Annotated in this window: 23 protein-coding genes and 2 pseudogenes; 8 read left to right on the top strand and 17 right to left on the bottom strand. The window is 66.7% G+C overall.

What is annotated here, in order from left to right:
* Window positions 1–34 precede the first annotated feature (34 nt).
* The 3 genes and pseudogenes from SKC41_RS05605 to SKC41_RS05615 form a co-directional block, all read right to left on the bottom strand.
* A pseudogene (locus SKC41_RS05605) lies at window positions 35–544 on the bottom strand (TIGR04338 family metallohydrolase); the annotation flags it as partial.
* Complete coding sequence (locus tag SKC41_RS05610) at window positions 541–1,290, bottom strand: DUF2786 domain-containing protein (RefSeq protein WP_330976716.1); 750 nt, start codon at window positions 1,288–1,290, stop codon at window positions 541–543. The gene SKC41_RS05610 and the pseudogene SKC41_RS05605, both read right to left, overlap by 4 nt.
* A 42-nt stretch (window positions 1,291–1,332) precedes the next feature.
* Window positions 1,333–2,127, bottom strand: coding sequence for an alpha/beta hydrolase (locus SKC41_RS05615; protein ID WP_330978761.1), 795 nt, complete (start codon window positions 2,125–2,127; stop codon window positions 1,333–1,335).
* Here SKC41_RS05615 and SKC41_RS05620 point away from each other — a divergent pair.
* Together SKC41_RS05620 and SKC41_RS05625 are read left to right on the top strand one after the other, a co-directional pair.
* Window positions 2,120–3,251, top strand: a pseudogene (locus SKC41_RS05620) (sigma-70 family RNA polymerase sigma factor). The gene SKC41_RS05615 and the pseudogene SKC41_RS05620 sit on opposite strands and share 8 nt — an antisense overlap.
* Before the next feature lie 34 nt (window positions 3,252–3,285).
* Window positions 3,286–4,704 carry an alpha/beta hydrolase domain-containing protein gene (locus SKC41_RS05625; RefSeq protein WP_330976717.1) on the top strand — a complete coding sequence of 473 codons (1,419 nt, stop codon included), beginning with the start codon at window positions 3,286–3,288 and terminating at the stop codon, window positions 4,702–4,704.
* 9 nt (window positions 4,705–4,713) lie between these two features.
* Here SKC41_RS05625 and SKC41_RS05630 read toward each other — a convergent pair whose 3' ends face one another.
* Window positions 4,714–5,565: a LysR family transcriptional regulator gene (locus SKC41_RS05630; RefSeq protein ID WP_330976718.1), complete on the bottom strand. Its 852-nt coding sequence runs from the start codon at window positions 5,563–5,565 to the stop codon at window positions 4,714–4,716.
* 171 nt (window positions 5,566–5,736) lie between these two features.
* On the opposite strand from SKC41_RS05630, the gene SKC41_RS05635 reads away from it, so the two are divergent.
* Window positions 5,737–6,669: a DMT family transporter gene (locus tag SKC41_RS05635; RefSeq protein ID WP_330976719.1), complete on the top strand. Its 933-nt coding sequence runs from the start codon at window positions 5,737–5,739 to the stop codon at window positions 6,667–6,669.
* Between the two features lie 63 nt (window positions 6,670–6,732).
* Window positions 6,733–7,980, top strand: coding sequence for an HNH endonuclease signature motif containing protein (locus tag SKC41_RS05640; protein ID WP_330976720.1), 1,248 nt, complete (start codon window positions 6,733–6,735; stop codon window positions 7,978–7,980).
* Window positions 7,981–8,073: 93 nt separating this feature from the next.
* Here the strand turns inward: SKC41_RS05640 and SKC41_RS05645 are convergent, their stop codons facing one another.
* Window positions 8,074–9,210: an NAD(P)H-dependent amine dehydrogenase family protein gene (locus SKC41_RS05645; RefSeq protein ID WP_330976721.1), complete on the bottom strand. Its 1,137-nt coding sequence runs from the start codon at window positions 9,208–9,210 to the stop codon at window positions 8,074–8,076.
* Between the two features lie 63 nt (window positions 9,211–9,273).
* Between SKC41_RS05645 and SKC41_RS05650 the strand changes: the two genes are divergently transcribed.
* The 4 genes from SKC41_RS05650 (at window position 9,274) to SKC41_RS05665 (ending at window position 13,518) form a co-directional block, all read left to right on the top strand.
* Entirely contained in the window at window positions 9,274–10,137 is an 864-nt protein-coding gene (locus tag SKC41_RS05650) for a MarR family transcriptional regulator (RefSeq protein ID WP_330976722.1), read from the top strand.
* Between the two features lie 13 nt (window positions 10,138–10,150).
* Window positions 10,151–10,870 carry a pirin family protein gene (locus SKC41_RS05655; protein ID WP_330976723.1) on the top strand — a complete coding sequence of 240 codons (720 nt, stop codon included), beginning with the start codon at window positions 10,151–10,153 and terminating at the stop codon, window positions 10,868–10,870.
* Window positions 10,871–10,904: 34 nt separating this feature from the next.
* A complete protein-coding gene (locus SKC41_RS05660) occupies window positions 10,905–12,329 on the top strand; it encodes a YhgE/Pip domain-containing protein (RefSeq protein WP_330976724.1) in 1,425 nt (474 codons plus the stop codon).
* A gap of 79 nt (window positions 12,330–12,408) precedes the next feature.
* Window positions 12,409–13,518, top strand: coding sequence for a phosphodiester glycosidase family protein (locus SKC41_RS05665; RefSeq protein WP_330978762.1), 1,110 nt, complete (start codon window positions 12,409–12,411; stop codon window positions 13,516–13,518).
* On the opposite strand, the gene SKC41_RS05670 is transcribed toward SKC41_RS05665, so the two are convergent.
* From SKC41_RS05670 to SKC41_RS05725, 12 genes are read right to left on the bottom strand one after another with little or no spacing between them, the layout of a single operon-like run.
* Complete coding sequence (locus tag SKC41_RS05670) at window positions 13,515–14,216, bottom strand: YoaK family protein (protein WP_330976725.1); 702 nt, start codon at window positions 14,214–14,216, stop codon at window positions 13,515–13,517. The genes SKC41_RS05665 and SKC41_RS05670 overlap by 4 nt on opposite strands.
* A 36-nt stretch (window positions 14,217–14,252) precedes the next feature.
* Complete coding sequence (locus SKC41_RS05675; protein ID WP_330976726.1) at window positions 14,253–14,978, bottom strand: mammalian cell entry protein; 726 nt, start codon at window positions 14,976–14,978, stop codon at window positions 14,253–14,255.
* Window positions 14,945–15,502: a mammalian cell entry protein gene (locus tag SKC41_RS05680; protein ID WP_330976727.1), complete on the bottom strand. Its 558-nt coding sequence runs from the start codon at window positions 15,500–15,502 to the stop codon at window positions 14,945–14,947. Before SKC41_RS05680 ends, SKC41_RS05675 begins: the two co-directional genes overlap by 34 nt.
* Entirely contained in the window at window positions 15,499–16,467 is a 969-nt protein-coding gene (locus SKC41_RS05685) for an RDD family protein (RefSeq protein ID WP_330976728.1), read from the bottom strand. Before SKC41_RS05685 ends, SKC41_RS05680 begins: the two co-directional genes overlap by 4 nt.
* Window positions 16,464–17,357, bottom strand: coding sequence for an Mce protein (locus tag SKC41_RS05690; protein ID WP_442931564.1), 894 nt, complete (start codon window positions 17,355–17,357; stop codon window positions 16,464–16,466). Before SKC41_RS05690 ends, SKC41_RS05685 begins: the two co-directional genes overlap by 4 nt.
* Window positions 17,327–18,877: a virulence factor Mce family protein gene (locus tag SKC41_RS05695; protein ID WP_330976729.1), complete on the bottom strand. Its 1,551-nt coding sequence runs from the start codon at window positions 18,875–18,877 to the stop codon at window positions 17,327–17,329. The genes SKC41_RS05690 and SKC41_RS05695 overlap by 31 nt, the downstream gene beginning before the upstream one ends.
* Window positions 18,871–20,034, bottom strand: a complete 1,164-nt coding sequence (locus SKC41_RS05700) for a virulence factor Mce family protein (protein WP_330976730.1) — start codon at window positions 20,032–20,034, stop codon at window positions 18,871–18,873. Before SKC41_RS05700 ends, SKC41_RS05695 begins: the two co-directional genes overlap by 7 nt.
* Window positions 20,035–20,042: 8 nt before the next feature.
* Window positions 20,043–21,656 (bottom strand): virulence factor Mce family protein, encoded by a 1,614-nt coding sequence (locus tag SKC41_RS05705; RefSeq protein WP_330976731.1) that lies wholly within the window; start codon window positions 21,654–21,656, stop codon window positions 20,043–20,045.
* The gene (locus tag SKC41_RS05710) at window positions 21,653–23,242 is read right to left on the bottom strand and encodes a virulence factor Mce family protein (RefSeq protein ID WP_330976732.1); all 1,590 of its coding nucleotides are present in this window, start codon (window positions 23,240–23,242) and stop codon (window positions 21,653–21,655) included. The genes SKC41_RS05705 and SKC41_RS05710 overlap by 4 nt, the downstream gene beginning before the upstream one ends.
* Window positions 23,239–24,279 carry a virulence factor Mce family protein gene (locus tag SKC41_RS05715; RefSeq protein WP_330976733.1) on the bottom strand — a complete coding sequence of 347 codons (1,041 nt, stop codon included), beginning with the start codon at window positions 24,277–24,279 and terminating at the stop codon, window positions 23,239–23,241. The genes SKC41_RS05710 and SKC41_RS05715 overlap by 4 nt, the downstream gene beginning before the upstream one ends.
* Window positions 24,276–25,577 (bottom strand): MCE family protein, encoded by a 1,302-nt coding sequence (locus SKC41_RS05720; RefSeq protein ID WP_330976734.1) that lies wholly within the window; start codon window positions 25,575–25,577, stop codon window positions 24,276–24,278. The genes SKC41_RS05715 and SKC41_RS05720 overlap by 4 nt, the downstream gene beginning before the upstream one ends.
* Before the next feature lie 4 nt (window positions 25,578–25,581).
* Window positions 25,582–26,451, bottom strand: coding sequence for an MlaE family ABC transporter permease (locus SKC41_RS05725; RefSeq protein WP_330976735.1), 870 nt, complete (start codon window positions 26,449–26,451; stop codon window positions 25,582–25,584).
* Between the last annotated feature and the right edge of the window lie 6 nt (window positions 26,452–26,457).

The following is a 26,457-nucleotide window of genomic DNA, read 5'->3' on the forward strand; positions in this document are numbered from 1 at the left end:
CCGGCGGCGCCGCGGCCCGCATCGTCGCCGTCCATTTCACACCTTCTTTGGCGTACACCACCCGCAGCACGTGCCCAAGCTCCGGCCCCATCACCAACTGCGCCAGCGTGCAGATCGTGTCGACGAACTCCGGACCGTGCGCCGGCTGCGCCTGGCACAGGTGATGCGCCACTTCGTGCAACACCACCAGCTCGCGCAGCGCCCAGTCGGCGGTGCCACGGTCGGGAACCGCGATAATGCCTGTGTCATCATAGTTTTCGTAATGAGCCGCGGTGGCGGCCCGCCGCGGGCGCACTCTCAGCGGCGCCACCTCGGGCCACTGGTCACGTACCGCCGGTAGCGCAAGCACCTGGTCAACATAGCGCTGCACGGACGCCACCGAGCCGAATCGCGCTTCCGGCGGCAGCGTCAGCTGGGTGCCGAAGAACTCCACGGCCGACGATCGGTGCGCGACGGCCCGGTCGAACAACGTGCGGACGAACTCCTCGGCCGCATACACCTTGGCGCGCTGGGAATCCCGCTTCGGCGCATCCCCGGCCGTCACGTTCCCAGCGCGCTCCGCGCCCCTGGCAGCTCGGGACTGTTGCCGAGCCGCGCCCGCTTGCCGGCCCGATCGCCCGCGCGCCGCGCCGCGGACGAATATCCCGCCGTCGCCCGGCTGACCTGGTAGGTGCCGCGCGCCTTGGACGCCCTGCGGTAGTGATCGTGCAGCTCGATATCTTTGTCCCGCAACGCAATAGCGGTGCCGGGCCGGCGGCTGCGGTCCTTGGTGGCCTCACGCCGGGCCTCTTCGCGTGCCTCGCTCAGCCGGTGGCCGACGCGTGCCCCGAAGGCCAGCTGGAAGTTCAGCCGGGCGGTGATCGTCGGGGTGGGCCGGTGTGCGCCCGAGGCGAGGTAGGCATCCGAGGCGCGCACCATCTGAACGACCAGGCTCGCGTAGAGGGCGTGGCTGGCGTCGATGTCCTCGGCGAACCCGTAGGCGTAGACGAACGTCGAATTCGACGCCACGTCGCAGCGCACGTCGTTGGCCGAGGCGATCAGCACGAAAAGCTGCACGTATGTCCGCAATCCCTTGGTGCCGGCCGTCCCGATCGTGATGGTCCGCTGGGTCGGCGACTGCGCCGCCGAACGGTTGGACGAATGGGACCGGGCGACCGCCAGGTCAATGGACGCAGCCGTCGCCAACCGCTGCGCGGCGGTCATGAAGGCCTCGGCCTCGTGCGCGTTGTCGGTGCCCTCGGCCTGACGCAGCAGCGCGGCGATGCGCGCCAACATTTTGTCGTCAGTCATAAGCGCCAAACTACGGGAGCGTTCCGACAGTTCGCTCAAGGCTTACAGACGGTCGGTGATCCAGGCGACGACATCGTCGAGCACCTGATTTTGCTCCGGCTCGTTGAAGACCTCGTGGTAGAGGCCCGGGTAGACCTTCAGCGTGACGTCGGTGGATCCCACACATTCGACCAGCCGACGACTTCCGGCCACGGGCACCAGCCGGTCGCATTCGCCGTGCACCACCAGCAGCGGAGCGGTCAGGGCCGGCGCGCGCTGCGGCATGGTCTCGCTGACCTCCAGCATCACCCGGCCGACACCGAACGGGATCTTTCCGTGGTAGACCAGCGGGTCGGCCTTGTAGGCGGCGACCACCGCGGGGTCGCGGGAGATGGCGTCGACGTCGAGGTCTTGCACCGGCACGCCGGGCAGCACCGAGCCGAGGACTTTGGCGGCGAACGCCACCAGCGCGGGCACCGCGTCCTGGGCGGCCACCACCGGCCCGGACAGCACCATCAGGTCGTAGTTGTCCGGGCGCTCGACGCCGTAGGCAAAGACGATGCCGCCGCCCATGCTGTGCCCGAGCACGATGCACTTGAGGCCGGGGTGTTCGCGCGCGGCGATACCGACCAGGGTGTCGAAGTCGGCGGTGTACTCCGACACATCGCGCACCAACATGCGCTTGCCGCCGGAGCGGCCGTGCCCGCGGTGGTCCAGCGCATAAGTGACCAGCCCGGCCGCCTCGAAGCGCTGGGCGACATGGTCATAGCGGCGGGCGTACTCCCCCAGACCGTGCGACAGCACCACCACGGCCCGCGGCGGTAAATTCGGCGTCCAGACGTCGTACACGATGCGCACGCCGCCCAGGCCGTCGAAGTTCCGTTCAGTGCGGGTCATGGGGCGTCCTAGTCATTAGGGGCAGCGTAATGGCTCCTGGGGCTCTGGTGTCCGAGGCGCTGCGTAGGCTCAGTCGGGTGAGCGTGCTCGCGGAGAACTCCGACGACGCAGAACTGCCCGCCGCGGGCGCGGGCCACGGCGACTTCTCGGCGCGTGCCGAGCCGTATCGCCGCGAATTGCTGGCCCACTGCTACCGGATGACCGGATCGCTGCACGACGCGGAAGACCTGGTGCAGGAGACGCTGTTGCGGGCGTGGAAGGCCCACGACCGGTTCGAAGGCAAGTCGTCGATTCGCACCTGGCTGCACCGCATCGCCACCAACACCTGCCTGACCGCGCTGGAGGGCCGGGCCCGACGACCGCTGCCCACCGGGCTCGGCGGGCCCAGCTCGGATCCGACCGCCGAGCTGCTGGAACGCCGCGAGATGCCCTGGCTGGAGCCGCTGCCCGAGCTGACCGAGGATCCGGCCGACCCGTCGGTGATCGTGGGCTCGCGCGAATCGGTGCGGTTGGCATTTGTCGCTGCGCTACAGCACCTCTCGCCGCGGCAGCGGGCGGTGCTGCTGCTGCGCGACGTGCTGCAGTGGAAGGCCGCCGAGGTAGCCGAGGCGATCGGTAGCACCACGACCGCGGTCAACAGCCTGCTGCAGCGGGCCCGGTCCCAGCTGGAAACCGTCGGGCCCAGCTCGAATGACCGCCTGGCGGCACCGGATTCATCCGAGGCGCAGGACCTGCTCGCCCGCTACATCGCGGCGTTCGAGTCCTATGACATCGACCGGCTGGTCGAGCTGTTCACCGCCGAGGCGGTCTGGGAGATGCCGCCGTACACCGGTTGGTACCAAGGACCGCGGGCCATCATCACCCTGATTCACCAGCAGTGCCCCGCCGAGCATCCCGGCGACATGCGGATGATCCCGCTGGTCGCCAACGGGCAGCCCGCCGCGGCGATGTACATGCGGGCCGGCGAGCGGCACGTGCCGTTCCAGCTGCATGTGCTCGATGTCCGCGCCGACGGCGTGTCGCATGTGGTTGCGTTCCTGGACGATGCTTTGTTCACGAAGTTCGGGCTGCCCCGGTCCCTGTGACGGGGCAGCTGCCGATCCGAGAAGGGTGTAGCCCATGACCGAGTTCCCCAGCATCACGCCGGTGTCCGGTAAGCCAATGTTGCTGTTGGGCGGCTTCGATATTGGCGACCTCGGCTATGTCGCCGAAGAATTCTTCGTCTCGGGCACGGCCTCGTCGTACGCGCCCGCCTCGGAATTGGAACCCGACGGCCGGTGGACGGTAACACCCTCGGGCACAGCCGATTACACGACCCGGGTCGTCGTGCTGACGCCGTCGGATCCGGCGCGGTTCAACGGGACCGTGCTGGTCGAGTGGCTCAACGTCAGTGGCGGCATCGATGCGCCGGCGGTGTGGATGATGGCGCACCGCGAGATCATCCGGGCGGGCTACGCCTACGTCGCGGTCTCGGCGCAGAAGGTCGGGGTGGACGGCGGTGCGAGCTTGCTCGGTTTCGACATGTCGCTCAAGAGCCAGGACCCGACGCGGTATGCGGCACTGAGTCACCCGGGCGATGCGTTCTGCTTCGACATCTTCTCGCAGACCGGCGAGCTGGCCCGCAGTGCCGACACCTTGCGCGGGCTGCGGGCCGAACACGTTGTCGCCCTGGGCGAATCGCAATCGGCGATGTTCCTCACCACCTATGTCAACGCGGTCGATCCCCTCGCCGCAGTCTACGACGGCTTTCTGGTGCATTCGCGATTCGCTTCTGCCGCACCGCTGGACGGCGGCTCGGTGCTCGACGAATTTCAGGCGAACGTGCCGCAAGCCGTCAACTTCCGCGCCGACCTGCGCGTGCCGGTGCTGACGATCATCACCGAAACCGACCTGTTCGGCGCCGTGCGGCACGGCTACTACTTCGCCCGGCAACCCGACAACGAGCGGCTGCGGGTCTGGGAGATCGCCGGCGCCGCGCACGCCGACAACTACACGATCCAAGTGGCCCCGATCGACACCGGCTCGGCGCCGCTGCAGGACATCGTGGCCGCCTATGCACCCAGCAACATGCTGATGGGCCAGCAGCTCGACCATTACATCAACTTCGCGCCGCAACATCACTATGTCGTGCAGGCGGCGATAGCGGCGTTGACCACGTGGGTCCGGACCGGTCAGGCGGCGCCGGTTGCCCCACCCATCGAGATGGGTGAAGCCGAACTGCCCCAACCGATTCTGGATCGCAACGGCCTCGCACAGGGCGGTCTACGGACGCCATGGGTAGACGTGCCGCTGGCCCGGACTTCGGGAGACGGCGCCTGGGACAACACCCCGGAGAACGTGATGTCGGCGATCTTCGGTTCCGGCGAGCCCTTCGACGAGGCCACCGTGCAACGGCTCTATCCGGGCGGGGCAGCGCAGTACCTGGACAGTTTCACGACGGCGCTGGATTCGGCCATCCAGTCCGGTTTCATCCTGCCCGCAGACCGCGCCGAGATCCTCGAGCTGGCTAGCGCCACCTATCCCGGTGACGATTCGTAAAGTTCACGTTCATTTTTCGCCGGCCAACACCTCACGCACCGCGGCATCGACGGTGCTCAGCACGTCGGGGTCGATGCCCGAGCGGCCACGCACCAGAATCGAAGCGGCGTTAGGCGCAGGCAGGCCCTCGGCGGGGCACACACCGTCAGGGAGCTTGTCGATCTTCGGCAGCAGAGCCAACCCGAGACCCGAGCGGACCGCCGCGTAAAGGCCTGCCAGGTCACCACATTCGGCCACGACCTCATAGTCGACGCGGTGTTTCTCGAGCAGTGCGAAGGCTGGCTCACGCAGAGTGCACGGTTCGGCATAGATCACCAGCGGCAGCGGCGCTGCTTGCCCGATGGTGAATGTCCGTGCTGAAACCCATTGCAGCTGAACTATTCCCGATGCATTGGCACGATCCAGCCCGGATCCGTCGAGCATGATCGCCAAATCCACCAGCCCACGGTCGATCGCGTCCGCCAGGGAAACGTTGCGGTCCAGCCGGAAGCGCGCCCGCCGGTCGGGAAGGCGTTCGCGCAGCACGCGGGTCAGGGCGGGCAGCATCACGTCCGCGCCGTGCTCGGTCGCGCCGACCGTAAGCACCTTCTGTTCGGTCGCACCGAGATCGTCGAGCGCCGCGTCGTGCACCGCCAGAATCGTGCGTGCATGTCGCAGCACCCGCTGACCCATCTCGGTGAACAAGACGCCGCGTCCGGAGCGCTCGACCACGGGTTCGCCGACCACACCCTCGACTTTCCGCAAGTGCTGACTGACCGCGGACTGACTCAGGTGCAGCGCCGCGGCCGCACGGTGAAATCCGCCACAGTCGGCCACCGCGACAAGGCTGCGCAGCGGCGCGATATCGAGCACCTGAGCCATGCCGCTACCGTAGTTCGATCAGTAGAAATGATCAATCATTCAAGGCGTCAGCGTTAAATTCTCGTTCGGCCACCGGGTATCGATAAGCATTCGCGATCGGTCTTGATCGTCAAAAATCGTTGGACGCAATAGGTGGCCGTTCGCAACCATGGGGGCATGCACCTCCCACGCATGCCTTTGAGTACCGCTTCGGCGGTGACGTTGACCTATGCGATCGGGTATCCCATCGGCGCGCTCGCGGTGGCCGAGATGACCCCGATGGCCGTGCTAGTGCTGCGCTTCGGATTCGCCGCCGTCATCCTCGCGGCGTGGGCCCTGCTGGCCCGGGCGTCGTGGCCGCGCGGCGCGCAGTTCGGTCACGTCATCGTCGCGGGCCTGCTGATCCAGGCCGTGCAGTTCTGCTGCCTGTACGAGGCCTTGCTGCTCGGGGCATCCGCGGTGCTGTGCGCGGTGGTGATCGCGATGAATCCGGTGATGACGGCGATCCTGGCCACCCTGTTCCTGCGCGAGCCGCTCGGCCGGCTGCGGATCGTCGCGCTGGTTCTCGGCGTCGCCGCCGTGCTCGCCGCCTGCGCCCGGCGACTGATGGGCATGCACGGCGTCGACCCGGTCATGTTGCTGCTTGTGGTTGGGCTGCTTGGCCTTTCGGCCGGTGGGGTGTATCAGCAGCGGTTCTGCAAGGGCGTCGACTTCCGCACGATGAGCGCGGTGCAAAACTCCGTGGCGTTCGTTCCCGCGGCGGCGCTTGCGATGCTGACGCCGTTCGCCGTGCACGATGCGGGCAAGGCCGCAGCCGCGATCGCGGCCATGGTGCTGTTCAATGCGACGCTCGCGGTCAGCATTTACCTGCGCGCCATCAGCATTCACGGCGCGGCGGCGGTGGCAATGCTGTTCGCGATCATCCCCGCAGCCGCTGCGGTGCTGAGCTGGCTGATGCTGGGTCAGCGCCCGGACGTCGGCGTCGCGATCGGCCTGCTCGTCGGTGGCATCGCGTGCTGGCTGAACAGCCGGGCCGCCGGCAGGCACCGCGAGCAGACACCAAGCGCCGAAACGGAATTCGCGCCCGCAGGCCGCAACATGGCGAGTTGCTCAGCGGCCGACTAGCCCGGCACCCCGGGCCCGGATCGACAGCCGAAACTTGTCGTACCCGGATGCGATGATGACGTTATGTCCTCGACCGCATTGCCGTCCGCGGCGGTGAGCCCTGCCGAGCGTCTTGACGTGTTGTTCGCCGAGTTGGCGGAGTTGGCCGGTCAACGCAATGCCATTGATGGGCGCATCGTGCAGCTCGTCGCCGAGGTCGATCGCGACGAGCTCTGCGGCGCCACAGGTGCACGATCGGTAGCGGCGTTGGTGGCCTGGAAGCTCGGCTCGTCATCGGCGAACGCCCACACGATCACCACTATCGCGCGCCGGCTGCCGGAGTTTCCCCTTTGCGCGCAGGGCATGTGGGACGGTCGACTGTCGCTGGATCAGGTTGGCGTCATCGCCGCGCGGGCCGGCGAGGGATCCGATGAGCACTACGCGGAGCTGGCGCGCGTCGCCACGGTCAGTCAGCTACGCACCGCGGTCAACCTGGAACCGCGACCCGAACCCGACCCGCGGCCGCAGCCGCGGCGCTCGATCACCAAAACCACCTGTGAGGAGTTCACCTGCTGGCGGATCAAACTTCCCCACCCCGACGCGGCGACGTTCGACGCCGCCCTGGCGTCTCACCGTGATGCGCTGATCGCCGAGTGGAAACACGATCGCGGCACCAGCGAGGCGGCGCCGGATGCCGCGCCGCCGTTGCCGGGCACGGTCGAGGCTTTCATGCGCCTGGTCGAGGCCGGATGGGACACGGCGGCGGCCCGCCGGCCCCACGGGCAGCACACCACCGTGGTGGTGCATGTCGACGTGGCCCAGCGTGCTGCGGCGCTGCATCTGGGTCCGCTGCTGTCCGACGGCGAACGCCGATACCTGACCTGTGATGCCACCTGTGAAGTCTGGTTCGAACGTCACGGCGAGGTCATCGGGGCCGGCCGCGCGACGCGGGTGATCAACCGCCGGCTTCGCCGCGCCCTCGAGCACCGCCACCCCGCGTGCGCGGTTCCGGGCTGTGGTGCTACCCGCGGTCTGCACGCCCACCACATCCGCCACTGGGAAGACGGCGGCCCCACCGCATTGGCCAACCTGGTGCTGGTATGCCCCCATCACCACCGGCTACACCACCGGGGCGTCATCACCATCACCGGACCCGCCGACGACCTCACCGTCACCGACAGCTCTGGTCGAGCGCTCAGCCCCGGATCCCTCGCGCGCCCACCAACTCAACCCGCGCCCGCGGTGGCGCCCTGCCCGGGACCTACCGGCGAGCGCGCCGACTGGTGGTGGTACGAACCCTTCCAACCCCAGCCGCCACCGACGAGCAACTAGGTCGGTTACCATAGCCGGTAATTCCCGGCACTGCGCCGAAGCCCAAACGGATTGCGGGATAAACAAATTCATTTATCATCAAATCCCCTGGGCTCATCCAAGCAGGCGACTATCCGGTGACGGGCCCACGACCGAACGGACCAGTCCGGCCCCGGTGATCAGCGGCAGGTCGAGTGCACACAGCAGTCCGGGCGCGGCCGCGCACACCGCGGGGATCGCGTTGACCATGCGCGAGGAGCCCGCGATGCGCGCACCCAGATCGTGGTCGTGATCCTCGGCCATCTCGAATTCGCACCGCATAGTCGGCGAGCCCTCGATCTCGACGCGATAGACACCGCGGCCCGATGCCAGTCCGAAGCCGAGATCCTTCGGCGCAAGACTGATGTGCGGTTGGGGCCAGTCTCCGGCGATGTCGTCGCGCATCCGCGTCACGTGGTCGACGACGAAAGTTGGCTTGTCCCCGACGTAGCCGGTGAGCGTCGAGCGCATCGCGGCGATCGTTCCGGCCTCGATGTGCCCGGTCGGGGTGTCGAAAGACTCGGTGGCGGGGACGCGTTCGTTGCTCTCCTCGATGTTGTCGATCTTGACGCCGAGCCCCGCGGCGAGCTGGTGCAGCACCGGGCCCCAGCCGAAGGTGAATATCCCCGGCTGCGCGGCGAACGCCTGATAGTCCGGTGGCTTACCGAAGCCGAGGATCTCGTATACCGCCGCCTGGTCCGGGTAGGTGGCGTAGTTGAACATCTCCGTCACCCGCACCGATTCGATCACCCGCGACACCCCGGTAAGCATCAGCGGCAGCACATCATTGGCGAACCCGGAGTCAATGCCGGTGGTGAAGAACGACACGCCGCCCGCCAGCGCGGCCTGGCGCAGCGGATCGGTGAAGGCACCGTCGACGCCGTCGGGAAAGACCAGCGGCACCACCGAACACGACACCACGTTCTTGCCGGCCCGAAGGATCGACACCATGTCCTCGACGGCCTCCAGCGGGCGCAGGTTCGCCCCGGCGGCGTACACCACTGCGTCGGCGTCGCCCGCGAGCAGTTGTGTCGGGTCCTGCGTGGCCACTACGCCGACGGGCGCGATGCCGCACAGCTCCCCGGCGTCGCGGCCCGCTTTGGCGTCGCTGTGCACGACGAGGTCGGTCAGTTGCAACTCAGGGTGGTCGATCACGCCCCGCAGGGCGATGACGCCCATCGAGCCCGGCCCCCAGACTCCCACCTTCAGCACGTCTCGTCTCCTAATATTAGGACAGCAGTTCTTACATTTTGGACGGATGCTAGGGAGCCGGACATGGGTACGTCAACCGCGAAGTCGCCGCCCACCGCGCGGGTGATGGACGTGCTTGCCGCGCTCGCGGATTCGCCGGACGGGCGAACCTCGGCCGAGCTGGCGAAGACCTGTGGGATCAGCACCTCGACCTGCGCGCTGGTGCTGGCCGAGCTGGAACGTCGGTCCTGGGTCACCCGGCGCGGGGACCGCCGCTTTCGCCTGGGCAGCGGATTGTTCGGGCTGGTGCACGGGCTGCGGACGCAGTTCCCCCTGTTGGACCGTGGCCGCGATGCGCTGACCTTCCTGCACCACACCCTCGACGCGGGCTGCTCGATGTCGAAGATCGGCGGCCGGCACCTGACCACGGTCGACGCGGTGGGGCATGGCACCGACGGCGCGCATGCCGTCGGCCAGCGCTTCCCGATCGATCCCCCGTTCGGCCTGGTCGCGATGGCCTGGCGCGACGACGATTTCGTGGCTGCCTGGCTGCACCGGGTCACGCCGCGGCTGACCCGCGACGAAATCGCGCAGCATCAACGGGTACTCGCCGACATCCGGTCCCGCGGCTACGGCGCCTGGCGGTTCGACGACACCCACCAATCGCTGCACCATCGCCTGGCCGGGCTGCTCGCGTCGCTGGAACCGACCGCACAGGTCACCCGGCAACTCACCACGCTGATGACCATGGTGACGCTGCGATCCGTAACCGACACACTCGAAACACAGCTGACTTCAACGGAATTCGTCGTTCTGCCGATCTTCGGCCAGAACGGGCAGCCGGAGTACCAAATCGAGATCCATCTGGGCGGCTCGGCGGGCTTGACGCTGCCCGCACTCGACGCCGCGCTGCAGCATGCGCAGCGACTGCTCGGCGCGGGGATGTGATTACGCTGAAGTCATGCCTGCCAACTCCGATATTCGGCGCGCGGCTGACCGGGCTGTCACCACGACGCCGTGGCTGAAATCCAGACATTCGTTTTCGTTCGGCGATCACTACGAGCCGGATAACACCCACCACGGGCTGCTGGTGGTGAACAACGACGACGTGGTAGCGCCGCAAAGCGGATTCGACACCCACCCGCATCGCGACATGGAGATCGTGACATGGGTGCTGGAAGGCGAGTTGACACACCAGGATTCGGCCGGTAACCATGGCGTGATCTATCCAGGGCTGGCGCAGCGCATGTCGGCGGGCAGCGGGATCCTGCATTCGGAGAAAAACGATTCGTTAACGCAGCCAGTGCATTTCGTTCAGATGTGGATCGTCCCCGACGAATCGGGAATCCCCCCGGGCTATCAGCAGCATGAGATCGGCCACATCGGAGCCGAACTTGTGACCATCGCCTCGGGCATCCCGGGGCGCGACGCAGCGATTTCGCTGCATAACCGTGCTGCGGCCCTGCACGGGGCGCGGCTGCAACCCGGCGACACCGTCATTACTCCCGGCGCGCCCTACCTGCACGTCTTCGTGCCACGCGGGCGGCTGACCCTGGACGGGACCGATGAACTCTCCGAAGGCGATGCGGCCCGCATCACAGACGGCGGTGGCTCGCGGCTGACGGCGAGCGAGCCAACGGAGCTGCTGATCTGGGAGATGCACGCAAAACTGGGCGCCTAGACCAATAGAGTGGGCGTGACAGACAGGAGCTGGGATGTCGAAAGCCCCACCGCGACACGCGGTGCCGAATCCGAAGCGGAACGCAAAAGCCCTGGGAACCGTGGGGTTCTGGGCGTTGCCGATCGGCGCCACACTGGCCCTCATGTCGGCGCTGTGTGCGCTGTATCTCGGCGGCATCTTGAATCCCACCACCAACCTTCGCCACTTCCCGATCGCCGTGGTGAACGAGGACGCCGGAACCGCAGGCCCGAAAATCGTCGACGGCCTGGTCTCCGCGCTGGATAAGAACAAATTCGACATCCGCGTGGTGTCCCACGACGAGGCCAAACGGCTGCTGGACCGGGCGCAGGCGTACGGCGAATTGGTAATTCCGCCAACGTTTTCGTCGAGTTTGCGCGAGTACGGCGAGAGCGCTGTGATGCCCACCAAGGCCGATCGGCCGTCGGTCACGATCTTCACCAACCCGCGCGCCGGCACGCTGGGCGCCGGCATCGCCGGACAGACCCTGAACCAGGCTATGGCTGTTGCCAATACCAAGGTGGGACAATACCTTTCGTCGCAAGTCGCGCAGCAGACCGACGGCGCGACGCTGACCGGTGCGGCGCAGGCGGGACTGGCCAGCCCGATCGACATCAAGTCGGCCGTGTACAACCCGCTACCCAACGGCACCGGCAACGGACTGTCGGCGTTCTATTACGCATTGCTGTTGTTGCTGGCCGGGTTTACCGGCAGCATCGTCGTGTCCACCTTGGTGGACTCATTGCTCGGGTATGTGCCCGCCGAATGGGGCCCGGTGTATCGATTCGCCGAGCAGGCCAACATCTCTCGCTTCCGCACCTTGTTGGTGAAGTGGGGAATCATGCTGGTGCTGGCGTTGCTGACGTCGGGCGTCTACCTGGCCATTGCGCACGGACTCGGCATGCCCATTGCGCTCGGCTGGCAGTTGTGGGCCTACGGCGTCTTCGCGATCACCGCGGTGGGCGTGACGTCCAGTTCGCTGATCGCGGTGCTGGGTTCGATGGGTCTGCTGTTCAGCATGCTGGTTTTCGTGATCCTCGGGTTGCCGTCGGCGGGCGCCACCGTCCCGCTGGAGGCGGTGCCGCCGTTCTTCCGCTGGCTGGCCGAGTTTGAGCCGATGCATCAGGTGTTCCTGGGCGTGCGGTCGCTGTTGTATCTCAACGGCGACGGGGAGGCCGGCCTCACGCAGGCGTTGTTGATGACGTCGATCGGGCTGGTGATCGGCCTGCTGGTGGGCGGCATAACCACGCGCATCTACGATCGCAGCGGCTTCCACCGGATTCCCGGTGCGGTCGGGGTGGCCATCGCCGAGGTGCATCAGTCGCAACACAAGGCGCGTGCGGCCGGTAAGCACGACAGTTCCGGCATGACCACCGACACCGAACCGAGCGACCCGGACCCCAGCCGGCCCGATGCCGAAAGCGTAAGCGAGCAAACGTAATTCGGGCGCAGCCTAAGTGTCACGCGTTTGTTATTTATGTTGACAGTGTGGCCAATGTGACTGATGCTGTGAATGTTGCATCCACATAAGGGCCGAAAGGGCTGCCGTGCTGACACGACGCACCAGGTTGCGCCGACTGGCGGCAAGCCTCACGACCATGCTCGCCTGCACCCTGTTGACCGACACCGTCGCACCGCCCGTCGCGCACGCCGCTGATGCCCGCGAGCTGCTCGCCAGCGCGATCGGTGCCACCAAGGGCTCGTATCTGGTCTACAACTTCGGTCCCGGCCACCCCACCCCCCTGATGGACGCCGGCGGCCGCTGGTACGAGATGAACAACGGCGGCCACCTGATGATCATCAAGAACGCAGCGGAACGCCTGGCGCCGCACCTGTTGGTCGACACCCACCGGGGTGACCAGGCGCGCTGCGAGAACAACCCCGGGGCCCGCACCGGCGAAGGCCTGTGGCAGGCCTCGGAGCTCTACGCGCCGCTGCAGGCGTGGCAACGGATGGGGCAGCCGACCATCGCGATCAACGCCAACTTCTTCGACGTGCGCGGGCAGAAGGCGGGTTCGTGGCGTCAGACCGGCTGCAGCTCACCGCTCGGTGCGTTCGTGGACAACACGAACGGGCAGGGCCGCGCCAACCAGGCTGTCACCGGCACCGCGGCCTACCCCGGCAAGCAAGGACTTTCCGGCGGTGGCGAGAGCTGGTCCTCGCTGACGACGATGATCCTGCCGTCGGGTGGGGCGCCCTACGTGGTGTGGCCGCGCAGCAAGAACGACTACGACGCCGCCACCCCGGTGGTGGCCGACCTGCTGAACAAGAACGAGAAGTTCGTCGCGGTGTCCGGGATCGGGCTGCTGGCGCCGGGCCAGACCCAACAGCTGCACGACGGCGGTCCCAGCGCGGCGCGCACCGCCCTGGCCTATGTGAAGCAGCGCGACGAGATGTACATCTTCGAGGGCGGCAGCTACACGCCGGACAACATGCAAGACCTGTTCCGCGGACTGGGCAGTGATACCGCGATCCTGCTGGACGGCGGCGGCTCCTCGGCGATCGTGCTGCGCCGCGACACCGGCGGCATGTGGGCCGGCGCGGGTTCGCCGCGTGGGTCGTGCGACACCCGTCAGGTGCTGTGCGACTCCCACGAGCGCGCCCTGCCCAGCTGGCTGGCCTTCAACTAAGGATCCTCGGCAGCAACGGTTTTCGCCTCGACGGCGCCGTACCGGAAGATCAGCAGGCTCGCCGCCACCACGGCCGCCGTCAGCGCGAACACCGGCGCGATGACGAACCGCGACAGCGTGGCGCCGAGAAATGCACCGGCGCACATCGTGACAATGACGCTGATCCGCAGCTGTTGGCGCTCGCCGGTGCCACCGGACAGCCGGCTGTCCAAACCGAGGCTGACGATCGTCGACGTCAAGACGGTCGTCGACAGTTCCTGGATGCCGAACTGGCGGGCACTCGAATGCTGCAGACCGAACGTCACCGTGAGGAAACCGATCATGATCAGCTTCGTGTTGTCGTGATAGTGCAGCACGCCCGCGCCGGCCAGGATCGACAAGGTAAGCAGCAGCGCGATTTCCGTGGCCAGCACGGTCGTGATCCACTGCCGGGCCCGCTCATTGAAATACCGTTGCAGCCGGCCGCTGAGGATCGTGGTGGTGACGAAGGTGGGCAGCGCCACCGAGACCGCGGTCAGGTCGATGCTGGTACGCGGGGCAAGCCAGAAGCCGAGGAAGACCACGTTACCGGTCATGTTCGCGACGAACACGTGGCCGAGGACCAAGATACTGATCGAGTCGGCCAGCCCGGTCGCAAACGTCAGCAACAACAACGCCGCAACGGTGAACCGCTCGGTTACCGGCGACGTGGCGGCCACGGGTGCAGTATATTCGGCGGTCTCGGTTCGGCCGGACTACGGATGCGGCGTGAGGTCCAGGGAGGTCACGGTCGTCATCCTGGTCACCAGCCAGCGCCCGTTCGCACGTTTCATGAACAGCCGATAGGACAGGTACTTCAGCGCCGGGATGTCCTTGGTCAGCGGGCTGGTCGAGGTGGTGTTGGTGTAGACGATGACGACCGCGTTCGGTCCATCGAGCGATTCGACCGCCGCGCCGGTGACCTGAGTCCGGTTGGTGATCTTGGCCTGCTTGTTCGGGGCCACGATGGCGTCGACGAATTTGCGGTACTGGGCCTCGAAGTCGCCGCTGAGGTAAGCCGACGCACGATCGGCGAGGCTGTCCATGTTCTCCGGCGTGTAGGTCCACAGCGTCGTGATCGCGTTGGCCGCGGTGCGGGCCACGGTGAGCTTGGTCGCCGCCGCGGCGCGGTCGGCCAGATAGGGCTGCATGGCCGCGCCCGCAAATGCCGCAGACCCGACGAACAGTAGTGCGGCCACCACCACGACGATGGCCATCCATTTGCCGGCCAGCAGTTTGCGACGCTTGCGGCCGCCCTCTTCGGCCGCCGCGGCACCTTCGTCGGTCCGCGCTTCGGCGTCGGCGTCGGGCTCTTCAGCCTCCGCCGTGCCGGTCTCTTCGGCGGATTCCGTTGCCGTGGTGGTGTTTTCGTCGTGCTCAGCGGCTTCGTCGGAGGCCGCCTCGGCGGTCAGATCACCTGCAGCAGGCTGCTTATCTTCCACTGATTCCCTTCCCGCGTAGCAGTTGCCGTCCAGCGATTGGTGTTCTCGAATACCTGCTTTTGATCCGGCGACTTGGAGGTGACCTCGGTCGCCACCATGACGGTGGCGCTGCCGTCGTCGTTCCACCGTTCCACCGCGGCGCCGAGGATGGTGCCGGTCGCGGGTTCCGCACGCGCAACCTGCAGCAGGATCTCGTTGGCCTTGTCGTGATACTGCTTGGCGAAATCGCCTGTGGCCTGGGCCATTATCCGCATGACGTAATCGTTGGCGTGATACGGGTCAAGCGAAGTGAACTGCGTCATGAACCCCGTCACGTAGTTGAGCACCTCGCGGGTCTTGGACGCGTCGTGCTCGCGGGATTCGTGGGAGATCAGCATCAGGGTGGACAGCGTGATCGCCGCTGTCGTCAACACCGCGGCGACCGTACTCGCGACGGGTAACCCCCACCGCCGGTGCCGCATCTGGGGCTCCGTCGCGACGAGCAACGCGCCCTCGCCGGGCTCAAACCTGCGGCGGGGGCTCATTTTCCGTTCCCGGGCGGTTTCGGCTTGGTCAGCACGGTGAGGTTGTCGACCAGCCAATGGCCGCCGGCGTCCTTGACGAAATTCACGCGGACGGTCGCGGTGATGTAGCGCTCCTGGGGCGCCTCGCCGCGCCGGCCCTGCATGAACAACAGCATCGTCGCCCGATCCGGCGACGCCGATTCGATCGAGCCGTCGGTCACCCAGTACTCGTTGATGACGGGGTTTCCCTTTTGGACGATCTCCTGTTGCGCCTTGAGCGGGCCGCGGTAGTTATCGGTCGCCAAGGACTGGGCCCGCTTGAAATCGTCGGACAGCGTCTTCGGGTCGTAGGTCAGCATCTGCGCGACGATCTTCGGCCCCTGTATCGAGATCTCGGCCCGCGTTCGGTCGGTCTGCTGATCGCGGGAGTAGACCACCCCGTAGCTCACGGCGCCGCCCGCCACGCACAGTCCGGTCGCGGTGAGCACCGCGATGATCGTCCACCGCCGGATGATGTCGGGGCGCGGCGCCTGCGCGCTTCGCACGTCCGTGCGCAGCAGCATGTCGGCGAAAGTGCGGCGCTGCGAATCCCACAGCGGCCAAAGCCATCCCACCACCGACACGGTGTCGAGCAGGTGCGCCAGATCCCGCAGCAGCAAGCCCCAGGCGCCGATGACGGTGCCGTCACGGTGTACCACCGCGATTCCACACAGTGCGCGGCCCAGGCTCCAGTCGTAGATGGTCGGCAGCAGCAGCCGGTTGACCAACATCGCCAGGATTGCGATACCGAGGACGCAGATGCTCAGCCACCACCACACCCCTTGCGGCGGCACGGTGAACGACACCAACGCCATCGTGGTCGCCACCGCGGTGGCGGGCAGGACGTCGACGGCGAACGCGCACGCGCGAATATGCCAGGGCGCCAAGGCATTCTCTGATGGCACTTGGGGGACCGTGGTCTGAGTTTCCTCGACCACCAGCGTCACTTCGTCACCTGGTCGAGCCTGGCGATCCGGTACTGGCCTTCGTCCAGCGCCATTCTCACCCGAAGCCGATAGCCAGTCTCGTTCTGTGATTGATCGGCGACCACCTGGACGCGCATCGCCACGAGCACGTCGATCGAACCGTCTTTGTTGTTGCGCTCGACCGCTCCGCGGACATCCGAGACCTGGACGTGGACGTTCGCGGACTGATAGGCCTGCACCAGCATGCCGGTGTAAACCATGGCCTGTTCACGGAAAGCGCCGGTACCGCATTCGACGATCTTCTGCTCGCTGGCGATCATCGCGTTGGTGTCGGGCGCCTGCGTGGCCGACACGCACTCGATCGCCGCCTTGAGCGCCGCGGTGTTGTTGCGCGCGATGGCCTGGCTCTCGTGGTGGTACCGCAGCGCCAGGTAACCACCGGTGCCGACGGCACCGGCCAGTACAACCAGGGCCGCGGCAATACCGGCCAGCCAGCCGCGGCCCAGGGCCGACGGGGGGCGCCGTTGCGCATCCGCCTCGGTCGCGTCCTCGGCGCCGGCTTGCTCGCCGTCGGTTACCGGCTGTTCGGCATCCTGTTCGGCATCGTCGGCCGCGGGTGCGGCGTCGGTGGCGGACTCGGGCTGCTCCGCGGCCGGGGCCTGCGGAGCTTCGGCCTGCGGGGCTTCGACTTGCGGGGAGGCTTCAGGCTCGGCTGGTGCCGAATCCGGCGCCGTCACCTCGGGCTGATCGGCTTCGGCCTCGGGTTCGGGTTCGGCCGAGTCCTCGGCCTTCGCCTCGGTGTTTGTCTCGTCGGTGACGTCGTCCGATTTCTTCGGTCGTCTCCGACGTAGACGACTAAGCATCGACATCGGTGGTGGGTTCAGCCGGCTGGTGCCAGCATCTCCTTCCATCCGTCGTCTCCTGTTTTGGTCGAGTTTTCGACGGAGTATTTGACGCCGTCGGGCCCTACCAGTTCACCGCTCTGGGGACTGTATACCGCCGAGGGAGGTCCGAAGGGCGTGTAGACACACGGGTTGGGCTGCTGTCCGTTGCACTGCACGGTACCTTGCCCGGGTCGGGTCAAGGGATCACTGGTCGCCGGTGGCGTCCCCGGGACCCGGTCCGAAGGTGCCGGGTTCATGCCGTTGTTGATCGACGGCGCGGGGATCACCATGCCGGGGCGTACCGATTGGTCGCATCGCGCTCCCGGCGCCGGGCAGGTCAGAATCTGGTTCGGGTCACCGAACCAGGGGTTCGTCCCGGCGGGAACATACGGCCTGGGATCGCGGCACTCACGCGGCGTGGCCGCCCGCTTGCCGGGGATGTCGGTACACGGGATGTTGCGCGAGCCACGCACGCTGTTGGCCGGCGTATCCATCGGAATCTTGCAGTAGGTGCCCGACGGCAGCGGCTGCATGCTGGTGTCGGCCGGCGCCCGCCACTCCGGCGCGGGAATGAAGCCGGTCAGACACGGCGGCGGCTGGTTGATCGACAGCGCCAGGTCGAGTGCGGCCTGGTTCGGGAACGGCGCGGCCACGGTCTGTGCGATCGAGGCACCCTGCGGCAGGAACACCAGCACCTGTTCCACCCCGGTGTGGTAGCGCTTGAGCAGGTCGAAGACGACCTCAAGATTCGCCAGCGTCTGCGGCAGCGACTCCCGCACGTCGCTGAACACGTCGTTGACCTGATCGGCGGTCGGCGCCGCTTGCGACAGAATGCTTTTCACGTTCGCGTCGCGTTGCGCGGACTGCGCGGCCAGTGTGTTCAGGTTGCGCGCCCAGCGCTCGATCGCGTCATTGGACTTCACCTGGCTGTCCAGCACCGGTCCCGAGTTCTGGATGATGTCGTTGACGTTGGTGATGTTGGTCTTGAAGTCGCCGACGATCGCCTGCGTCGAGTCCACCAGGCGCTGCAGCGCGGGACCCAGGCCGCCGACCGACTCCGCCGTCTCGTCGAGCAGCTTGCCGATCTTGTCCTTGGGCAACGCCTCGAGCCCGCGGTTGGCGGTGTCGAGCGCCGGACCGATCTCGGCCGGCACGGTGCCCTTGGAGATGGTTTGCCCGTCGGCGAGGTACTTCCCGGAACTGCCCGACGAGACGATGTCCAGATACTGCTCACCGACCGCCGACACCGAGTGCACATTCGCGACCGCGTCCACCGGGATCTTGTACTGGCTGTCGATGCTCATCGTCGCTTCGGCGCCATGCTCGGTCGGCTCGACGTCGGTGACCTTGCCGATCGTGATGCCGCGGTAGGTCACGTTGGCCGTCGGGTACAACCCACCCGATGCCGGCAGCTCGGCCTTCAGCGAGTACCGGCCGATCCCCATCAAGCTGGGCACCTGCAGGTAGTAGACGCCGAGCACCAGCAGCGATACGACCGTGAGGACCAGGAACGCCCACAGCTGGCGTCGAATGAATGGAGTCAGCAATTCCGGTCCCCCCTTTCAACCAACGGGCCACCGGGCGCGTCATTGGGGTTCGGCGTGTAGCGGACGTCGGGGATCATCGTCTCCGGGTCGCGGCCGAACGACTGCTCGAGTGCACGCAGCGCGCCCGACAATCCGGTTCCCGTGAGGAAGGCGTTGTCGACAGAGCTGTAGGTCACGTCCAGCGTCAGCGAGATGTTCACGTAGTCACCGCGGAACATCTTCGGGACGGTGTCGATGTCGAACGGCTGGGTCAGGATCAGCTTCAGCGCGCCGATCAGGTACGGCGAGGAGCGGCCGAGTTCCTTCAACGGGCATTGCAGCGCCTGCAGGTCGGTGTGCAGCGGGCCGCGCGCCTCCGACAGGTACTGATCCGCCGCCCCGCTGAGTCGGCCCACCGAGTCGACGGCGTTGATCAGCAGGTTCTTGGTGTCGGCGAAATGCTTGATCAGCGGCGGGAGGTCGGTCAGCACTCGGTCGAGGACGTCGGACCGGCCGCCGACGTAGACCAGCAGCCGGTTGGTGGAGTCGATCGCGTGGGTGATGTCATCACGCTGCTGGTTGAGCTGGGCGGTGAAGGTGTCCAACTTGCCGAGGAAAGACCTGATCTGCTCGCCGCGCCCGTGGAAGATCTCGTAGACCTCGTTCTGCAGCACTTCCAGGTTCGGGATGCCGCCACCACGCAAGATCAACGACAGGCTGGCCAGCGTTTGTTCGGTGGTGGGATACGACGACGAATTCTTCAGCGGAATGGTGTCGCCGTTGCGCAGCATCTCCGACGACGGGTTCGGCGGCGCGGCCAGCTCGACGTGCTGAGAACCCAGCAGCGACGTCTGGCCGATCCGCGCGATCGCATTCTTCGGCAGCTTGACGCTGTTCTTCACACCCAGCGTCAGGGTGGCCACCCAGTTCTTCAGGTTGATGGCCTTGATCGACCCGACGAAGACGTCGGCGACCATCACCTTGCTGTTGCCGTTGATCGCCAGGGTGTCCGGTACCTGCACGTAGATGGTGTAGGAGCCCGGGCCGTCGCCCGGGCCGCCAGGAATCGCCACGTTGGAGATGCCTCGCCAGCCACACGAGCTCAGCACCGTCGCGGCGACCAGCAGCACCATGGCCTGCCAGGCCCGATGCCGGATCAGTGCGGCGACGCCGCTCATCGCGCCCCTCACTGCCCACCCCCGAAGTCAGCGGCGGCCGGCGGACCACCGGCGTTGGGTGCGGTGATACCGACCGGCGCGGGCGTCGGAGCCACCGGTCCCGGAATGACTCCCGGTCCCGGCGCCGGCGGCTGGATCGGCGTCGGAGCCCGCAGCCCGATGGGCGGCAGGATCGGGTTCTCGTCGTAGGCGTTCGGCGGGCCCGGCGGTGTCTGCAGGTTCGACTGAACGGGTTCGATATTGGGACCGCCCATCAGCTCCTCAAGCGATTCCGGCGTCATCAGGCCCGCGGTGATCGGCCCGACCTGCTGGCCTTGCATACCCGGCGCCACGATCCAGCCTTGCTGGGTGTTGCGGTGCGAGGTCGGCGTATCCGGCACCCAGATGCCCGGGACGGTGGTGTCCTTATAGCCGTTCGGCGGATGCAGCCGATCTTCGGAATAAGCGACCTGCTTGGGCAACGTCTCGGCGGTACTGAACAGGTTCAACCCGAACGGCAGGTAGTTGAACTTGATCGCGTCGAGGATCGGCGCCAGGTACTGCGCGCACAGCTCGGCGGATTCCTGGTAACCGAGCCGGCTGCCGGCCTGGATCGAGCTGCAGATGAACTGCATCGGGTTCGCGAAGTTCGTGATCGCCGGAATCGCGACCACCGACCCGTGCGACGGGTGATAGATCTGGTTGATGTTGGCCGCGGCCGTCGGCAGCACGTGCAGCGCGGTCTCCAGCCCGTTCAGCGGATCGGGTTGCAGCAGCGTGTTCGTCGCGGTTTCCAGGTTGTTGATGTCGGTGGTCAACACCTCGCGGTTCTTGTCCAGCCACGGCCGGACCGTCGAGAGCAGGCTGTCGAACTGCTGGAGCGCATTGTTCAAGGCGCCGTCATCGCTCGCCAGCCGGCCGGTGACATCCGCCAGGTTCTGGTTCAGTGCGACGAACTGGGCGTCGTCCTGGTGCAGGGCGTTGACGAACAGCGCCAGGCTGCGCACCACGGCGAAGAAGTCGCCGCGGCCCTCGTTCAACGCGTTCAACGCCGACGACAAGCTGTTGAGCGCGGTGTTGATCTGCTTGCTCTTGCCGTCCAGGCCGTCGGCGAACGACGAAATGACCTCACCGAACGGACCCGTCGGCTGCTCCTTGGTCGGACCCAGCTTCGAGATGATGTTGGTGATGCTGTTGCGCAGTTCGTCCCACTCCACCGGCACCTGGGTGCGCTCTTCGGGGATCACCGCGTTGTCGCCCAGCACCGGTCCGCCCTTGTAGGGCGGCTCCAGCTGGATCGCGCGCGACGCCACCAGGGTGGGGTTGAGGATCACCGCCGAGGCGTTGGCCGGGACCTTGTACTTGTTCTCGTAGTGGAAGGTCACCTTCATCTTGTCGCCGACCGGCTCGATGCTGTCGATCGAGCCGACCCGCAGGCCCATGATCTGGACCTTGTCCCCCTTGTAGAGGGCGTTCGCCGCCGGGAAGTACGCGACGACGGTGTTGTTCGTCAGCTTCTCGAACAGCCGGTAGCCGACATAGCCGACGACCAGCGCGACGACGATGACCAGCGCTCCGATGATGGCCGTCGTCCGGGAGAACTTCGGTAGCCGGATGTTGCGGACGTCAAAGATGGTGCTCAATTCTGGCTACCTCCCGTGACACCACTACCGCCCGAGCCGCCCGGGTTGATGAACGGCGCCGGCAACTGGTTCCCCGGTCCGGGCGGGGCCGGGGGACCCGGCGGCAGACCCGGAGCGAAGGTCGACGGCGGCGGCACCGGGCCGGCCGGTCCCAGGTTCTCGGTGCGCGCACCCGGCGGAGCCTGGGTCGGCAACGGCACCGGCGTGCCCGGAACGTTCGGGGGCGGGTCACCCGGGCGCCCCGCGATATTGATGCCGGGCGTGGGCGGCAGACCGTCCGGGTTCGGCGGCGACACCGCGACGTCGACCGGTGCGGGGAAGCCCGGCCCGCCGAACGGGCCGACCGCCGCACCCGCACAGGGCAGCGGGTTCCACGGCCGCGGCAGACCCTCGTCGCCGACGGTGACGTTGCCGCCGGGGTTGGCCGGCGTGTACGAGCACGGCGATCCGGGCGGGATGGCCGGTCCGGGGTGTTCCGGCGTGCCCTCCAGCACCGGCGGTGCCGGTGGCGGCGCACCGTTGGGGAACCGGGTGCCGTTGGGGTCGGGCCAGCGGTATTCCGGCAGACCGGCGCTGCGCCAGAAGTTCTCCGGGTCGATGCCGCGCTTCTTGAATGCGGCGTCCACCCACGGCTGGATGATCTGGTAGAGCGCCAGGTTGTGCAGGACCACCTTGAAGAACGGTCCCGACGCGATGGCCTCATTCAAGGACGGCAAGAAGTGGCCGACCTCGGTCAGACCCGCTGCCACGTCGTCCTTGCGCTCGACCAGGATCTGGCTGATCGTGCGCAACTGCTCGAGCACGTGGTTGAGGTTCGGGTTGTCGTTGATCAGGCCCTTGACCTGTTCGGAGAACGCGGCGATGTTGCCCAGCAGGGCGTTGATGGCCTGCCCGCGCTCGTTGAACGCGGCCAGCAGGGTCTTGGCGTTGACGAGCAGGCGGTCGACCTGCTCACTGCGGTCGCCCAGCACGCTGGCCACCTGGTTCGCCTGGGCAAGGAGGTGCTTGACCTCGGCGTCACGCTTGCCGACCGTGTCAGAGAACTTCGAGACGCCCTCGAGCGCGGCGCTCAGGTGCGGATAGGTCTGGTCGATGGTCTGCGACAGCACGTGCAGCGACTCTTTGACCGTATCGATGTTCCAGCCGGAGGCGGCCTTGGTGACGTCGAAGAACGCGTCGTAGATCTGATACGGCGTGGTGCTCTGCCCCAGCGGCAGCGTGGCGCCGGGCTTTAGCTGCTGGTTGCCCCGCGCCTCGATCTCCATGACCTTCTTACCGAGGATGGTGTCGGTGCGGATCGCCAGCCGGCTCTCGGTGCCGATGGTGTTGGTGCCGATCGAGAACTTCATCACGATGTGGTCGCCGTCGATCTTGAGGGCCTCGATCTTGCCGACGTCCATGCCGGCGATGCGCACCTTGTCGCCGACATTGATCCCGCCGGAGTCGGTGAACTGCCCGTAGTACGCGGGCCTGGCCATCAGGATCGGGACACTGGTGAAGCTCTGCCCGACGCCGATCACGAGCAGCGTGACGACGATGCCCATCAGGCCGATCCGAAACCGGTTCGGGGGTTCCAGCGTTCTCATTGCGGCGTGCACCTACCCGTCGGCTGCTGGAAGAGCCGGACCGTACGGACCGGACCACCACCCTGCAGACCGTTGATCTTCAACGTGATGTCGCAGGCGTAGAAGTTCACGAAGTCTCCGTAGGACCCGATGGCGCGCCCGATCATGTTCAGCGCGCTCGGCACCTTCTTGAGGTAGTCCTGCAGCTGGTCTTGCTGGTCGATCAGCGGCTGCTGAATCCCGTCCAGGTAGTTGATGGACTTGTGCAGCAGCGCGCGGTCCTCACCCAGCAGATCGGCCACGGTGCCCGCCGCGTTGCTGATGTGCGCGGTCCCGCCGGCCAGCTGATCGCCGTGGTCCTTGAGCCCGGTGATCAGCACCTCGAGGTTGTTGATGGTCTGGTCGAATTGCTGGCGGTGCCGGACGGTCGTGTCCAGCACCACGTTCAGGTTCTTGATCACCTCGCCGATGGCCTGGTCACGCTCGCCGATCTGGTTCGTCAGCTGCGCGGTGTTGTCCAGGATGTCGTTGATCGTGCCGCCCTGACCCTGGAACACCGTGACGAGCGCGCTCGCGATGGTGTTGACCTTCTCCGGATCCAGCGCCCGGAACAGCGGCTTGAAACCACCGATCAGCGCGTCGAGGTCCAGAGCCGGCGCGGTACGCGACAGCGGGATGAAGCCACCCGGCGGCAGCACCTTGTCCGCGCCTTCACCCTCGCCGCGCTTGAGCTCCAGATACCGGTTACCGATCAGATCCAGGTAGCGGATCTGCGCCGTCGTCGACTGATACAGCGGAACCGAGCGGTCCACGTTGAACTTCACCCGTACGCGCTTGCCGCTGTCGATCAGCTGCAGCGAGTCGACCTTGCCGATCTCCACCCCGGAGGCGCGGACGAATTGGCCCTGCCGCAGCCCGCTGATGTTGCTGAACTCCGCGGTGTAGGCGTTGGTGCGGTCAAACCGCATCTGACCGAACACCACGACGATCATCACAGTAAAAAGCAGCAGCACCAGGGAGAAGATGCCGAGTCGGATGACAGTACCGGTGATTTTCATGGGTTGATCGTGTTATCCCCTACCTGACGGCCCCACACGTATTCGATTGCGTAGGGCGAACCGGTGTCGAGGTGGTTGTACGGCGCGATGCTGTTGCCGGAGTCCATCACCAACTCGGGAGCGGGCCAGAGGTCATGCGTGATGTGCTGCCAGCAACCCGGCGCACCGCCCGGACCACCGCGGGCGTTCACCCGCGGCAGGTTCTCGGGATAGATGTAGGGGTTCGGCGCCCCACCAACCACCCCGGCGAGGCCGCCGACCAGGCTCGCGATCGTGGCCACCGCGGACACGGGGTTGGCGAGGAGCCCCAGGCCGGACAGCGCCTCGGTGTGGGCGTTCAGGGAGTACCCGTTGCCGGCGAGGAACGAGGCTGCCTTGGGCTCGATGTCGTGGTAGTTGCGCAGCGTGCAGAAGATCGCCGGACTGTAGGTGTCCAGCAGCTGCGCCGTCGGCACCAGGTCGGCGGCGCCGCGCGCCAGGTACGGGCCGCCCTTCTCGAAGATTTCAGCGCCGGTGTTGCCGAACCCGGCGGCCGACAGCAGCGCCCGGTCCAGGTCCTTCTGCTGCTGGTTGATCGTGCGTGAGGTGATGACCGCGTTGTTGAGGAAGTCGAACAGGTCCGGCGAGGCGTTGGCGTAGGTGTCGCCGAGGCCGGCCAGCTGCTGGATGTCGTGGCGGATCTGCGGCATCTGCGGGTTGACGTCGTCGAGGACCGCGTTGCCGTTGACGATCGACTGCCCGAACTTGTCGCCCAGCCCGGCCAGCGATTGCGCCGCCGCGCTCAGCGTCAGGTTCAGCTTGACCGGATCCACCTTTTCCGCGATGGAGGTGACGGTCTGGAACAACGTGTTGATTTCCGTCGTCACCGACCTCGCGTCGATCACCGACGACGCGTTGAGCCGTTGCGTCGACGGGTTCTGCGGCGTTGTGAGCGACACGTACTTGCCGCCGAACACCGTGGTGGCCTTGATGTCGGCGTTCACGTTGGCCGGGATCAGATTCAGGTAACGCGGGTAGACGTCCAGGGTGAACTTGGCCGCCGGCTTACCGTCGCGGACGATCTCGGAGATGGTGGACACCCGGCCGATCTCGACGCCGTTGTAGGTGACCTTGGAACCCGGGTCCATGACCAGACCCGCCCGCGATGCCAGCATCGTCAGCTTGGCCTTGGGGGTGAAGTCGCCGCGGAACTGCCCGTAGACCAACACGAAGATGAGCACGCCGATGACCAGCAGGCCGATGCCCGCCAATTTGTAAGGCGGGGTCCGCGCCGCGTTCGCCTTTCCGGGTCGGGTCATGGCGCTACACCGTGAGCGCAAAGTTCGGGTTGACGCCGTACAGCGCCAACGCGGCGGACAACACCACAACCTGCACCGAGACCAGGGAGAACCGCATCGAGCGACCAACGGCCTCGCCGACGCCGACGGGCCCGCCGCCGGCGTTGTAGCCGTAGAAGCAGTGCGTGATCATCACGACCGCGGTGATGATGATGGCCTCCAGGAACGACCAGAACACGTCGTCGGGGCGCAGGAACGTCCGGAAGTAGTGGTCGTAGGTTCCGTTGGACTGCCCGTAGAGCACCGTCGTGGTGATCTGCGGTGACAGGAAGCACATGATCATCGCCAGCGCGTAGATCGGGATGATCACGACCAGTCCGGCCATGAACCGTGTGGTGGCCAGGAACGAGATCGACTTGATGCCCATCACTTCCAGGGCGTCGATCTCCTCGCTGATGCGCATGGCGCCGAGTTCTGCGGTGGCGCCCGCGCCGACGGTGGCGGCCATCGCGATGCCGGTGACGACCGGAGCGGCAATGCGCACGTTGATCAGTGCGGCGAAGAAGCCGGTGAAAGCCTCGACGCCGATGTTGCCCAGCGACGCGAAACCCTGGATGGCGACCAGCGAGCTACCGGAGAGCGTGACGAAGCCGACGATGGCGACCGTGCCACCGACGACGGCCATCGCCCCGGTGCCCATGCCGATCTGGGCGATCAGCCGCAGCGTCTCCTTGCGGTAGTTGCGCAGCGCGTGCGGCACGTGCGCGATGCAGGTCATCCCGAACCAGGCCATCTGGCCGATGTCGTCGAGCCCGCGACCGGCGGCACCGCCGTAGCGGTTCAGGTTTTCGGCTGCCCGCGGGAACCGGGCTCGCAGTACGGCGACGTTTGTCATGTCATC

The organism is Mycobacterium sp. 050128 (assembly GCF_036409155.1).
Taxonomy (GTDB): domain Bacteria; phylum Actinomycetota; class Actinomycetes; order Mycobacteriales; family Mycobacteriaceae; genus Mycobacterium.